The sequence below is a fragment of the Microbulbifer sp. TYP-18 genome (assembly GCF_040932045.1).
GTDB lineage: Bacteria > Pseudomonadota > Gammaproteobacteria > Pseudomonadales > Cellvibrionaceae > Microbulbifer.
In genome coordinates this window covers 82,396-97,120 of the sequence record NZ_JBFRBC010000001.1, presented here as the reverse complement: position 1 = coordinate 97,120, position 14,725 = coordinate 82,396, and the positions used below count along the sequence as shown (strand labels likewise).

Sequence of the window (14,725 nt, the reverse complement as noted above, 5' to 3'; positions counted from 1 at the left end):
GGAGAAGTATCAGTAAAAACGGATTACCGGGAAAAACCAGCAGGGTCCACTTTTGCCGGGCGCCACCCCAGCGGGGCAGTGGCGCTCTGACGAAGCTGCCAGACCTTGCGCCTGCCGGTAATAACCGGCCTCGACAAAATTTGCATTCGGTGCGGCCTGGTCTGGATTAAAGAAAAAAGGGTCATTGTCATCGTCGTTGTCGACGGGAAGGAGGATACACCCCTGCAGTGCCGCTGCGGCAGCGATGGGCACCGCAAGTTTCCCTGTACGCCTCATATCCGAATACCTCCGACTGTCAGAGTCGCACCTGCTCTGGTCACCTCCTCAGTGTAGCTGGCGGCAGTTTTCACCGCCGGGTCAGCGAGCCAGATATGCGCCTAAATCAACATAACCGTAATAGCACCCAGATCAACGCCCTTATGGAAGAACCCACAAGGCAGTAGTCATACCTCACAAAGAACACAGTGGTTAGGGCCAGCTGGCACCAACTGAATTGACCATGCCGTGACAGGAAAAGCGCCAATAGAAGCACAAGGAGAGTGGTTTGATTGTTTCAGGTAAACGACGGGCAACGAATAGTACCGCCTTTTTCGCCACAACCCGAAGGGCTGCTATACACTCGTTGGGCGTAAAAATACCCGGGCAGAATAATGGCCACAGGAACAGGGTCGGGGAAAAAGAGAGGGAAGGACGACCAGCGCTGAGACTGGCCGCCCCCGGGTTACAGCATCAGTCTGCGCACGTCGCTCAGCACTGTCACCAGATAAGTCATGAAGCGGCCGGCATCCCCGCCGTTCACTGCGCGGTGGTCGTAGGACAAAGCCAGCGGCAGCATCTGCCGCGGCACGAATTCCTCGCCGTTCCACACTGGTCGCACACTCAGTCTGGAAACCCCCAGGATGCCGACCTCGGGTGAATTGACAATGGGCGTGAAGCCAGTGCCACCAATAGCGCCCAGGCTGGAAATGGAAAAGCAGGCACCCTGCATATCCCGGGGCTTGAGCTTGCCTTCGCGGGCGGCGGTCGCCATGGCTGTGGCCTCTTCCGCCAATGTGTACAAACCCTTTTTATCCACATCGCGAATCACCGGCACCATCAGGCCCTTGGGCGTATCCACCGCCATGCCCACATGCACATAGTCCTTGCGCACCAGGTGCTCGCCGTCGTTGTGCAGGGACACATTGAAGCTGGGCTCGGCGCGCAGGGCAGCCGCCACCGCCTTGAGCAGGAAGGGCACAGGGGTGAGCTTTACACCGCGCTTTTCCGCCTCCGCCTTCATGGACTTGCGGAATTTCTCCAGCTCAGTGATATCCGCATCGTCGAACTGGGTGACATGGGGCACATTGAGCCAGTTGCGCGACATATTGGCGGCGGTGATTTTGTGGATCTTGCTCATGGGCTCCACATTCACCGGGCCGAACTGGCTGAAGTCGATATCCGGCATCTTGGCGATACCGAGACCGCCGCCGACGGCACCACTCTCGGCTCTCTTCACCTGCTCGCGAATATAGAGGTGCAGGTCATCCTTGGTCACGCGGTTGCGCGGACCGGTAGGCTTCACCTTGTTCAGGGTGACACCCAATTCCCGCGCCAGCTTGCGCACTGCAGGGCCGGCGTACACCTGGGCGGCTGCGGTGAGATCCCGCTCCAAATGGTGATCTTTCTGTGGCGCTTCCGGCGGTTCAACGGATTGGGGTACCGGTTGCACTTCGCTTTGGACCGGTGCCGGGGTTGCCGGCGCCGCCGCTGGAGCTGCGGCATCAGATTCAGCAACCACGTTCAAAACACCCAGTGTGTCGCCGGTGGAAACCTTGTCGCCCTCTTTGACGGCGATGGAAACCACAGTGCCCGCGCTGGGGGAAGGTACATCCATAGACGCCTTGTCACCCTCCACCACAATCAGCGAGTCGCCCTCGGCCACAGTATCGCCGGGCTGCACGCTGATCTCGATCACATCGACCGCATCGGCACCGCCCAGGTCCGGGACCTGTACAGTTTCCTCCTTGGGCTCTGCACCAGCCGCCGCAGGAGCTTCGGTAATGGCTTCAGGAGCCGGGGCAGCTTCCTCCGGGGCAGCTTCCTCCGGGGCAGCTTCTTCCGGGGCAGCTTCTTCCGGGGCAGGAGTTTCAGCAGGCTGCTCCGCAGAGGCTTGCGCCGCATCGGTTTCCATTTCCCCGATCACATCCCCTTCCGAAACTTTGTCCCCCTCCTTCACCGCAATGCTGAGGATTTTACCCGCCACCGGGGCCGGCACGTCCATGGAGGCCTTGTCGCCCTCCACCACGATCAGTGAATCCTCCTGCGCGACGGTATCACCGACCGCAACGGTGATTTCGATCACATCAACCTGATCGGCACCACCGAGGTCAGGCACTTTAATGACTTGTTTTGCCATAGGAATTCTGCCTTCTCCTAGCTGATGCGCGGGTTAACTTTGTCGGCATCGATATTGAGCTTCACAATAGCCTCGGAAACTTCCTGGGCGTCGATGACACCCTGTCTGGCCAGGCCGTTGAGGGCGGCAATGACCACATAGTTGCGGTCCACCTCAAAGAAGCGGCGCAGCTGTTCACGGCTGTCACTGCGACCAAAACCATCGGTACCCAGGGTGGTGAGTTCACCGTCAATAAACTCGCGCAACGGCTCCACATAAGAGCGGATATAGTCTGTGGAGGCAATAACCGGGGAACTATTGCCTTCAAACTGCTGGGTGATCCAGGCTTTGCGCGGTTCGGCTTGCGGGTGCAACATATTCCAGCGCGCCACATCCTGGCCCTCCCGCGCTGCTTCCACAGCGGAGGTGAGGCTCCAGATATCGGAGGTCACGCCAAACTGGTCGGCGAGAATATCCGCCGCCGCCAGCACCTCCCGCAGAATGGTACCGCCGCCGATCAGCTGCACATGTTTCTTCGCAGCCTTGCCCTTGGCGCCCTTCTTAGCATTGGACCTGAGCTTGTAGATACCGCGGATGATGCCCTCTTCAACGCCCCGAGGCATTTCCGGCTGGATGTAGTTTTCGTTCTCGATGGTGATGTAGTAGAAGAGATTCTTCTGCTCCTGGTACATCTCCACGAGGCCGCGCTGGATTATCACCGCCAGCTCGTAGCCGTAAGCCGGATCGTAGCTGCGGCAGTTGGGGATGGTGGAGGACAGCACATGGCTGTGGCCGTCCTGGTGCTGCAAGCCCTCCCCGTTCAAAGTGGTGCGGCCGGCAGTGGCGCCGATCAGGAAACCCCGTGCCTGCATGTCGCCGGCGGCCCAGGCCAGGTCGCCCACGCGCTGGAAACCGAACATGGAGTAGTAGATATAGAAAGGCACCATGGCCAGGCCGTGGTTGCTGTAGGCGGTCGCCAGCGCCATCCAGGCGGACATGGCGCCAGCCTCGTTGATACCCTCTTCCAGTACCTGGCCTTTCTTGTCTTCCTTGTAATACATGATCTGGCCGTGATCCACCGGGGTGTAGCGCTGCCCCTGGGAGGAGTAGATGCCCAGCTGGCGGAAGAGCCCCTCCATACCAAAGGTGCGCGCTTCGTCCGGCACTATCGGCGCTATGTTCTTGCCGATGTGCTTGTCTTTCACCAGTGCGGCGATGGCGCGTACAAACGCCATTGTGGTGGAAATCTCCCGCTCGCCGGAGCCCTTGGTCAATGCGCTTAAAGCGTCCAGGCCCGGCACTTCCAGTTTGGGGCACTCAATGGGACGGCGCGGCACCGGGCCACCCAGGGCCCTGCGGCGCTCGGCCATGTATTTCATTTCCGGACTGTCCGGGGCCGGGCGGTAGTAGGGTACCTCCTCCAGCTCCTTGTCGGACAGGGGTATGGCAAAACGGTCGCGGAAGCGCTTGAGGGCGTCCAGGTCCAGCTTCTTCACCGAGTGGGTATCCATCGCCGCTTCTCCGGCGGCACCCAGGCCATAACCCTTGACGGTCTGGGCCAGGATCACGGTGGGCTGGCCCTTGTTGGCCATGGCTGCGGCATAAGCCGCATACACCTTATAGGGATCGTGGCCGCCGCGATTCAACTTCATAATCTCGTCGTCGGTCATATCCTTGACCAGCTCCAGCAGCTCCGGGTACTTGCCGAAGAAATGCTCACGGGTATAGGCGCCGCCATTGGCCTTGAAGTTCTGCATCTCTCCATCGACCACTTCGTCCATGACCTTCTGCAGCAGGCCCTTGTCGTCCTTTTCCAGCAGCGGGTCCCACAGGCGCCCCCACAAAACCTTGATCACGTTCCAGCCGGCACCGCGGAAAACCCCTTCCAGCTCCTGCACGATTTTGCCATTGCCGCGCACCGGACCGTCCAGGCGCTGCAGGTTGCAGTTGACCACGAACACCAGATTCTCCAGCTGCTCGCGCCCCGCCAGGGAAATCGCACCCAGGGTTTCCGGCTCGTCGCACTCGCCATCCCCCAGAAAGGCCCATACCTTGCGGTCGCCACGGGGGGACAGGCCGCGGGCGGACAGGTAACGCATAATATGCGCCTGGTAGATGGCCTGGATGGGCCCGAGCCCCATGGAAACAGTGGGAAACTGCCAGTAGTCCGGCATCAGCCAGGGATGCGGATAGGAGGACAGGCCGTTGCCGTTCACTTCGCGGCGGAAGTTGTCCAGCTGTTCTTCGTCGAAACGCCCCTCCAGATAAGAGCGGGCATAGATACCCGGGGCGCTGTGGCCCTGGAAGAAAATCAGGTCACCGCGCTCCTCGCCTTCATTGCCGCGAAAGAAATAGTTAAAACCCACGTCGTAGAGAGTCGCCGCGGAGGAGAAACTGGAAATATGACCACCCAGGCCATCATGGTTCTGGTTAGCGCGCACCACCATCGCCAGGGCATTCCAGCGGATCAGGGAGCGGATGCGGCGCTCCATGAACAGGTCCCCCGGCATACGCTTTTCCGCATTGGTGGGAATGGTGTTGCGATAGGGGGTGGTAATGGCGGCGGGAAGCTTTACGCCAACATCCGTGGCGCGGTCGGAGAGCTGTTTCAGCAGGAAGGCGGCGCGTTCCTTGCCACTGTGGCGGATTACCGCCTGCAGCGCATCCAGCCACTCCTGTGTTTCCAGGTTGTCAGTTTCTTCGTGCATCAAGTACTCCTCGGCGAATCCTGCGACCCGAACCGGATCTGATTGATCCGGCCCGTCCATACCCACCCGGCGCGGCGCGCCGGGCACTCTGCTCCGCCTGTCGCGAATTGGAGGCGACGCCTGTGGCTGGCTGTTGGGCAAAATACAGTGCGGGCAGAAAATGTCTTCCCGAATTATCCCGGCCGCGCCAATTCACCCCTTCACATGGCAGAAATGCAAAGTGAGCAGCCTCCCGGTGTTACCGGAAGGCCAGTGGAGCAATCGCTCCCCCCTGCCAGGTCTATCTGTATAAAAAATGGCTGGCGGCCGGCCTGAGAGAGCAGTTGCGTTGGCACCATCCTCTCCCGAATCCCGGGCGGAGGCGATTGTAGTATTACTACAGCGTATTTTCCAGGCGACACCTTTGGTAACAACTAAAACCATTTTCAAAGACAAAAATCTTTATGAAACTCCAATTCATAAAATTTGCTACCGCAAACGGGGGAAATACAGCTACAAACTGCAATCGGAGATAGCTGTTCTGGTCACAGTCTCATTCCGCCCGGGGCTTCTGCTATTCAGCCTAGCCCAGGTAATGCCAATTCCTCCCGGCTCGGCGGGCGAAAGGAGGGACGGCCAATTCAGGGAAGAGGGGTACAGCCGCCAGTCTTTTTCCCGGGACTGGGAAGGCGCAGCGGCTGTCCCTACCCATGGGAGGGCCGGCTAGAAAGAGATTAGCGTCCTGCTTCCTGTGACCTCGATTACACTGCAAGCTCAGCCCGGACCCAAAACCGGACTGAATACCCGGTGCCCTGTTGTTCCATTCCGATGCCACTGCCGCTCCGCTCTGTGTAAACGCCAGACATGCAGATGCAGGGCGGGGAGAGCGCACGCGCTGCGACAAAAACTCCGCTCAAAAGCGTGCCCAGCCCTCTTATTTATACTGTTTTCGTCTCTCCCATATGGTCTAAACCGTATCATTTTGGAGATATTTGCTATTACCGCTCAGTGAATGGGGGAATTCCTAGCAGGTTGTTGAGGAAGCCCTCCCCGGCTTTCCTCAACCCGGGTTTGCGGCGTATATCCGCAAACCTTCCACGACAAATCCAGCGGTTACATGCTTGATTTGCGGCCCGAACATCCCTGTTCGAGACAGCAGGCTGCTGAAAAACACTTTTTCAACAGCCTGCTAGTGACCGGGCCTTTAGTTAAGGTATCCAAAAGAAGAGCTCTTACCCATTAAACTGCCACCCATAAAAAACCTGTGCTATGACATGGAATCGCCAGCCCCCAAGTGACTGTGCCAAGCTCCGCCCGACGGCGTTACACCCTGGTGACACATCAACAATAAGTGCCTTTTCGTTCTCATTACCCTGAAGCAACGCTGTCTCAGCTATGGACAGACACTGTTGATACCAGAAATAAAATCTCAGGATATAAAAGAAGCCTGAAGACTCTATAGACGTTAATTCCTGGCTAGCTTGCTATTCAGCACTTTGTATTCTGCTTCTCATCCTATTGCAGTTGCACCCCGTATGGTCCCCTTGCGCAAAGTTTCTCCACACTGGATCTTTTCAGTGCCCGTGTAATAGCGTGTCATTGACCGTTTTTGCCTGATGATGATAAAAAAGGCGCCATATTGCGATCTGGTTTTATTAAAAGAGATAGAAGCTGATGATGCAGTTTGCTGACTCGAAAAGTGCCCACTTCGAAACACCTCGAGCCCATCCATTTTATTAACACGGCACTTTTGCTTTTTTGGAAAGGGCCTTGAGCCCGCGATTGAAAATCAATAATTATAAAAACAGTGTATGCAGCCTTGTTGTCCACCCGCAGCTTTGTGTTTTTTCAGCCATCTACCAAATGCTACCAATAGTCCAGTTGAGGCAGGGCCGGTAGTCGTGTCTGCAATGTTCTAATTTCGGGAGCAGTTTCGATGTTCGATGAAGGCCACCTGTCCGCCAAGCCCGGGGGCGACGACTGGACAACACCGCATGCGGAGCCGACGATGCCGGGGTCCGGGGCAGGGCTGAGAGATATCACGGAAAACTTCTCGGTCGGCCCGTCGACGGGGCTTGGGTCCTCCAGCATTGACATAGCGGCAAGCCGGGGGCGTTCCGGGATTGATCCGTCGCTCAGCCTTTCCTACAGCAGCGGCAGCGGCAACAGTCCCTTCGGGCTTGGCTGGTCACTGAATCTCGCACAAATAAGCCGCAAGACTTCCAGCGGTGTGCCGCGTTACGCGGACAGTTTCGACACCTTTGTGCTGGGGGGAGAGGACCTGGTGCCGCTGGCAGCGCTGGATGATGACGGCGAACCGTTGCGCGATGATTCCGGTGATCTTCTTGCTGAGGAGGTTGTGATCGATGAATTTCGCGTGCGTCGCTACCGGCAGAGACTGGAAGGGGCCTTTGCAAGAATTGAACGCTGGACCCGTATAGAGGATGCCTCCGATACTCACTGGCGTTTGCTCACGCCAGACAATGTTCTCAGTATCTTCGGCCCAAACCCGGAATCGCGCATCGCCGATCCGGCCAATCCGCACCGCGCTGCCACTTGGTTGCTGCGCGAGGTGCGCGATCCGCTGGGTAATCTCACACTGTACCGCTACAAGGCGGAGGACGGCGCGGGTGTGGATATCGCCTGCCCGGAAGAGCGCAACCGCGGCCCTCGCAATGACACTAGGCGCACCGCCGCACGCTACCTCAAACGTGTGCACTACGGCAATCAATCGAGTTATCTCGACCCCCAGGGAGAACGGCCCCGCTTTCTTGACGAGGCCCTGCTTGCACAGCGCCTGGAAGCGGGCGATTTTCTCTTCGAGCTGGTCTTCGACTATGGAGAGCACGACGATGCTGGGCCGCTTCCGGCAGAGGCGCGTGACTGGTCCCTGAGGTCCGACCCATTTTCGTCACACACCTTTGGTTTCGAGGTGCGGACCTGCCGCCTGTGTCGGCGGGTATTGATGTTTCACCATTTCCCCGACGAACCTGGCATCGGTGCAAACTGCCTCGTTTCTTCCACTAACTTCACTCACTCCGCAATGGGCCATGCGGGGCTTTCCGGCCTCACCGGCGTGTGGCAGCAGGGGTACATCCGCGAGGGAATTGGCTATACCAGCGAAGCCACGCCGACAGCTCTGTTTCATTACAGTGAGGCCGAGATAGATGTCGAACTGAGAACACTCGATGAGCGGAGCAGTGAACATCTGCCCACTGGATTTCGCGATGGCAGGTTGATCTGGCAGGACTTGCATGGCACAGGCCTGCCCGGTGCGTTACTTGTCGAAGAGGGGGCATGGCGTTACAAGGCGAACCGCAGCCCGCTGGCCGAAGATGGTGCGGAGCTGGCGCCGGCAGAATTGGTCCAGATGCGCCCCAACCCCCGCCTTCTCAGCACGGATGGTGCCCTGTTGGACATCGCGGCTTCCGGTGCACCGGATGTCCTGGCCCTGGATGCGTCCACCCCGGGTATTTTTTCCCAATCGGAGGACGGGGCCTGGGAAGCGTTCGCGCCTTTTCAACTGGCCCCGACCGAGCGCCTCGACAGAGCACCCATGCGGCTTTTCGACGTGGATGGTGACGGGGTGATGGACGGGCTGGTCCTGACCGGCGATGCAGTTCTCTACTGGAGATTCGATCGCCAAAAGAAAGGGTTTGACGATCCGGTGCGAGTGCCACTGCCACAGGACGAGGAGGCGGGGCCGCGGGCGGTCTTTACGGATAGGACACGGGCAATTTTTCTCGCCGATATGTGTGGTGATGGCCTGACCGACATTGTCCGCATCCAGAACGGCGAAGTGTGTTACTGGCCAAATCTGGGGCACGGTCAGTTCGGGCGGCGGGTAGTGATGGGCGATTCGCCACAGTTCGACAGTCCGGGATTGTTCGATCCTGCACGTGTCCGGCTCGGCGATATCGATGGCACAGGTACCACAGACCTTGTCTATTTGCACCGCGAAGGCGTACAGCTGCACCTCAATTGCAGTGGTAATCACTTCGCACCGGCCCGGCTGATCGACATAGTGCCTCAAATCGACAGCCTTGCGGATGTGCAGATTGTGGATCTGTTGGGCACGGGGCTTGCGTGTCTCGTTTGGTCCAGTGCAGGCCGCGCAAAAGCGGGGGGCGCGCTGCGCTATCTGCGCCTCATGGGCACCACCAAGCCGCACCTGATGGTACGGACCGAGAATGGTATCGGTGCCGAAACCCGGGTCAGTTACACACCCTCGACCCAGCTCTATCTGCGTGACCTCGAAGCCGGACGGCCATGGAAGTCGCGTCTCCCATTTCCCGTCCATGTGGTTACCAGGGTCGAACATTTCGACCACATTTCCCGCCACCGTTCGGCGATGTTGTTCGATTACCGGCACGGCTGCTACGACCCGAAAGAGCGGTCGTTTCGCGGCTTCGGGATGGTCGAGCAGCGCGACTGCGAAGAATTTGGGCTCTACGCGGAAGCGATCGGTGATTTTGGCGGGCATCAGGAAACAGATCCCGAGTTGTTGCAACCGCCGGTCACCACACGTACCTGGTATCACCTCGGGGTCCCTCTTCTCGAAAACCCTGTAACCCACCCCTTTGAGGAGGAGTTTTATACGGGGCATTCTCTGCTCGCATCGAGCACGATCCCGGAGGGGCTTTCGGTGCGGGAGTGGGAGCAAACCGCGCAGGCGCTCAAGGGCCGTGTGATCCGCCAGGAGCTATACAGCTTCGACGGCAGTGATAGTGAGGCGGTACCTTATTCTGTCGCGGAACGACGCTATGAAGTGCGCAGGCTTCAGCCCGCTGGTGTGCACTGCCCAGCAGTGCTGGTTGCATTCGATACCGAGACGCTGACAGCGAGCTACGACCGTGTTGCGGAGGACCCGCGCATAAGCCACAGTCTGGCACTCGAAGTGGGGCCATACGGCGAGACCGCGCGTGTGGCGAATGTGGTTTACGGGCGCAGTTTCGATGACCCGGATTTACCGGAAACCGTGCAATCGGCTCAGCGGCGGCGCTCCATCACTATTGCCCGTCACCGCCATACGACCATAGTCGGCGATGCGACCGGTGCCGATCACTATCGCCTGCCCATACCCTGGGAGATGGAAGAAGCCGAGCTGACCGGGGTCACTCCCTCCGGTGATTTTTTTACCCCGGCGGAACTGCGCACCGCCGACGATGCCGCCGGCAGCCTGCCATTTACCGCCGAGCCGAGTGGCGGCGCGCCCGAGCGAAGGCTGCTCGGCAGGTCGCAAATACAGTTCCGGGGTGCGGATTTGCAGCCGCTGCCCTTTGGCCAACAGGGCTGGCGCGGCCTGGCGTACCGCAGCTTTCGCCTCGCCTTTACAGATGATGTGCTGGCGCGCTTCGATGGCGAGGTGAGCATTGCGGACCTCACCGCGGCCGGCTATGTGCAGCTCGCCGGGGAGGATGGCTGGTGGGCGCCCTCGGGGCTGGCGGTTTATCCCGTCGACCCGCGTGCGCACTTCTATATCCGACAGGGAAACCTGGATGCTTTCGGGTTGGAGAACCGGGTCAAGCGCGACCCTTACAATTTATTGGTGACCGAGGTTTCTGTTCCATCGGCAGACTGGACCCGATCCACCAGTGTCAATGATTACCGCATCCTCGGCGCGGTGGAAACCACTGACCCCAACGGCAACCGAGCCGCCACCGCCTTTGATGCGCTGGGCCGGGTAGTGCGAACCGCGGTGATGGGCAAACAGGGTGATAGCGATGGCGACACGCTCGACGATCCCACGGCGACAGTAAGTTACGACAGTTTCGCCTGGCAAGACCGGCAAGAGCCTACACACACTGTAAGCCGAACCCGCGAGCAGCACGGCGACCCGCAAGCCCGCTGGCAGGAGAGCCACAGCTATTTCGACGGCTCCGGGCGCACCGTATTGACAAAATCCCAGGCCCCCGCGGGTCCAGCTCTGCACTTGGGCGCAGATGGCGCGGTCGCCGAAATTCATGCCGATCCGCGCTGGATCGGGACCGGGCGCGTGGTCCTCAATAACAAGGGAATGCCGGTGCGCGGCTATGAACCCTATTTCTCGACCACCGAGGCGTACGAGGACGAGAGAGCCTTGCGTGAGCGGGGCGCGCCGACTACCACTTTTTACGACCCCATCGGCCGCGCGCTGCGCGCTGTAGCTGCGGATGGCACCTTGTCGCGAACCGAATACGGTGCCTGGCGGACACGGACCTTCGACGCCAATGACACCGTGCTTGAAAGCGAATGGTATCAGGAGCGCGGCCAGCCGGACCCGGCTGGAACAGAGCCTGCCGATCCCGATGCGCGCGCTGCCTTTCTCGCCGCGCGCCACGCCGAAACGCCAACGGTGCGCCACTTTGACAGCCATGGCGGCGCGGCCATGCTCCGTGCCGATCTCGGCGGCGGCACCACTGCAGATGTGGTGACCGAGGCCGATATCACACACCGGGTTACCCGGATTCGCGACCAGTTGGACCGGGTAACGGTAGAAGCGGAACTGGGCCTGGGCGGCCAGCCCATCAGGGGCTGGAGTGCCGAGCGGGGATGGCGGTTCACCTTTTCCGATGCGCTCGGTCGCCTGGTGCGAACCTGGGATGAGCAGGGCCGGGTGTACCGGCCACTCTACGACTCTCTGCGCCGGATGACCGGTGTTCGCGTCAGCGATGGGACTGGGCCGGAGACGCTGTTGAGTTTTGTCGTCTACGGTGACCGGCTGCCCGACGCACGCGCGCGTAACCTGCTCGGTGTGCCCTGCCAGATTTATGACCAGTCGGGCCGGGTACGGGTTGAGCAGGCAGACTTCAAAGCCCGCACTCTCAATGGCGAACGCCGCCTTGCAGCCGGTACCCCGGGCGAGGTGGACTGGAGCCCCCTGGCAGCGGCCACAACGGTCGCCGACCTGGAGGCCGCGGCCGAACCACTGCTCGACCCCGAGGTTTTTACCACTGCGGCGCAGCAGGATGCCCTCGGCCGGATGACTTCCATGACCCTGGCGGACGGCACTGTCATTACACAAACCTACGACGAGGCGAACTCGATAGACACTCTGGCGGCACAGTTGGCAGGTGCCGGTGTGCCAGTCGAAATTCTGCGCGGACAAACCTACGATGCCCTGGGGCGACGACTGACCGCACGGCATGGCAATGGCTGTATTACGCGCCACAGTTACGATCCGCACTCGCTGCGCCCGACGCGCCTGCTGACTGAACGCGAAGCCGGTGGTGCAGGGCCAATGCAGGACCTCCGCTATCACTATGATGCCATTGGCAACGTCACCACCATTCGCGATCTGGCTCAACAGGACCTTTTTTTCGCCAATGCCGTGGTGAGCGCACAGCAGGATTTCGAATACGATGCCCTCTATCAATTGATCCGCGCTGAAGGCCGGGAGCACGCCAACACGGCCACCGGCACTGTGGCGGGTTCCGGAGAAGGTCCACCGATGGTGGGACTGCCCCACCCCAACGACGCCAGTGCCGTGCGCCGATACCGGCAGAGTTACACCTACGACCTCGCCGGTAACCTGATCAACCTCAATCACCGGTTCCTCACCGGCCCGGGAGCGGGCAGTGGATGGAACAGGGGCTACCGCTACGCCCGCGATACCGACCCCGCCGACCGCACCAATCGCCTGGTGGCCACCAATGGTCCCGGGGACCTGGAGGGTGCGCCACCGTCCGACCCCTACAGTTACGATGTCAGGGGCAATATGGTTTCAATGCCACACCTGCAATCGCTCACCTGGGATCGGATGGACCGCCTGCAGGTGGTGGACCTGGGGGGCGGTGGTGAGGCCCGTTACGCCTACGGTGCGGACGGCCAGCGTATTCGCAAGGTGATCGACCGCCTTGGCAATACCCGCGAAGAATGGATTTGGCTCGGACCGCTGATGATCTACCGCCGCAGGCGCCGCGATACCGGTGAACTGCGATTCGAGCGGCGCACGCTGACCATCGGCGATCCCGCCGGCGGGGTAGCGGCGGAGATCTACATCAAGACTGTGGATGAGGACGACGCAGATACCGATAACGCCATCGGTGTTCCCCTAGTGACCTTTCAGTACACCGATGCCAAGGGATCGGCCACCTTCGAAACCGACCGCACGGGTGCAATCCTGAGTAGCGAGAACTTTCACCCCTTCGGCACTACCGCTTACCGGGTGCGAGCGCCGAACCGCGATCTCAGCCTTAAACGACTGCGTTTTGCGGGCAAGGAAAGGGATGATGAGACGGGGCTACAACCGATGGGCGCCCGGTTTTACGCACCCTGGCTCGGGCGCTGGATCAGCGCTGATCCGGCCGGCCTAGCTGGTGGCCTCAACCTGTTCCAGTACTGCGCCAACAACCCGGTGATGCATAAAGACCCGAATGGCACCGAGTGGGAACCGGTGGGTGCGGGCAACCCCAGCCCGCCCGATGCCGCCTATACGGATGATGAAACAGATGATGGCACGGCTGCACGGGCCCATTACCTCCGCCACGGGCTGCACACCACCGTGACCTTCCGCAATACCGAAACCGGGCAGGTCATCACCCTCGGTGTGCATATCAAATTAGCCTCAGTGGAGATGTCACGACAAACACAGGTCGGAGGCCCCCATAAAGGTCAGCAGTTCTGGCAGATAACCTCATTCGAGGAGGAAAGCCGCAGCTATTACCCGCTTGAAGAGGCGACTGAAGAAGGTGCCGGGGGCGCTGCAGCAGCCGCGCCAGAGGAGGAAGCAACTGCAGAAGCGGCACCGCCGGAGAGCGGTGGCGGTAATGGCGGAGCGACTGAAGGTGGGGGCGAAAGCGGCTCCACCCCAAGCGATGCACTTAGAAATGGCGGCACAGCGGCCGCGGGTGCAGGGCCCGGACTGGAACGCGGTATCTGGAATCGCAGTTTTCGCGACCGCGGCTTCACCCTGGAACACCTTTATAACGACAACCTTGTGGACGCCTGGCGCGCCACTGGCGACAACCGTCCCCATTACGACGTGGAAACGGATACCCACGTCCAACAGATCAAATCCACCAACGCCCAGCCCAAAGGGGTCAAAGCGCATGCCAGCAAGGCGACCCGAGACGCCGCCAAAGCGATCAGGAGGAATCCTGGAATGCGCGGCAAAAGCCCCCAGGCCGTCATTATCACACCCACCGATGGCCGCGCTTCCATGGCTGCGGAAATTGAGGCGGGGTACCAGGGGATCCGCAAACCACCAGCCAATGCGGTGCCCCCGGAACATGTCCGCGGCTTGCCGGGACGTCTTGGCACCGTCACGCGCGGACTGACGGTGGCGGGGGCGGGTCTTTCCGGCCTGGCGCTCGGAGCAGATTTAGCCGCCGAGGACTATACCATGGCGGCCGCCGACGCCATCTCGACCGCCGGTGGCAGCCTGGAGGTCTATGCGCTGGCGTCTCCCGGCGCAACTGTAGCGGGGGTCAGTGCCATGACTGCGGGCCTGGCCGTCGGCGGTGTCGGGATTATGGCCGGGTCCGCCATTTCCGGCTATCGGGCCTATCAGAGTGATGACTATGTGGGCGTCGGCCTGGGTGCCGCCGGCTTCCTTGCCGGCGCGGCTATTTTAGCTGGCGTGATCTTTAGCGCCCCGGCCTGGATTATTGGCGGACTCGTTGCCGCCGCAGTTGTCGGCCTCGCCCACCTCGGGCGCTGGCTGTTCCAGTAAATCAATTTCAGT

4 protein-coding genes are annotated in these 14,725 nt (G+C 60.4%); 1 reads left to right on the top strand and 3 read right to left on the bottom strand.

The window, feature by feature from the left end; genetic code table 11:
- Positions 1 to 9 precede the first annotated feature (9 nt).
- The 3 genes from ABVT36_RS00295 to aceE form a co-directional block, all read right to left on the bottom strand.
- A complete protein-coding gene (locus ABVT36_RS00295; protein WP_368454749.1) occupies positions 10 to 276 on the bottom strand; it encodes a hypothetical protein in 267 nt (88 codons plus the stop codon).
- Between the two features lie 445 nt (positions 277 to 721).
- Positions 722 to 2,395, bottom strand: a complete 1,674-nt coding sequence (aceF, locus tag ABVT36_RS00290; RefSeq protein ID WP_368454748.1) for a dihydrolipoyllysine-residue acetyltransferase — start codon at positions 2,393 to 2,395, stop codon at positions 722 to 724.
- Between the two features lie 17 nt (positions 2,396 to 2,412).
- Complete coding sequence (gene aceE / locus ABVT36_RS00285) at positions 2,413 to 5,082, bottom strand: pyruvate dehydrogenase (acetyl-transferring), homodimeric type (RefSeq protein ID WP_368454747.1); 2,670 nt, start codon at positions 5,080 to 5,082, stop codon at positions 2,413 to 2,415.
- 1,915 nt (positions 5,083 to 6,997) lie between these two features.
- Between aceE and ABVT36_RS00280 the strand changes: the two genes are divergently transcribed.
- Positions 6,998 to 14,713 (top strand): SpvB/TcaC N-terminal domain-containing protein, encoded by a 7,716-nt coding sequence (locus ABVT36_RS00280; RefSeq protein ID WP_368454746.1) that lies wholly within the window; start codon positions 6,998 to 7,000, stop codon positions 14,711 to 14,713.
- Positions 14,714 to 14,725: the final 12 nt, after the last annotated feature.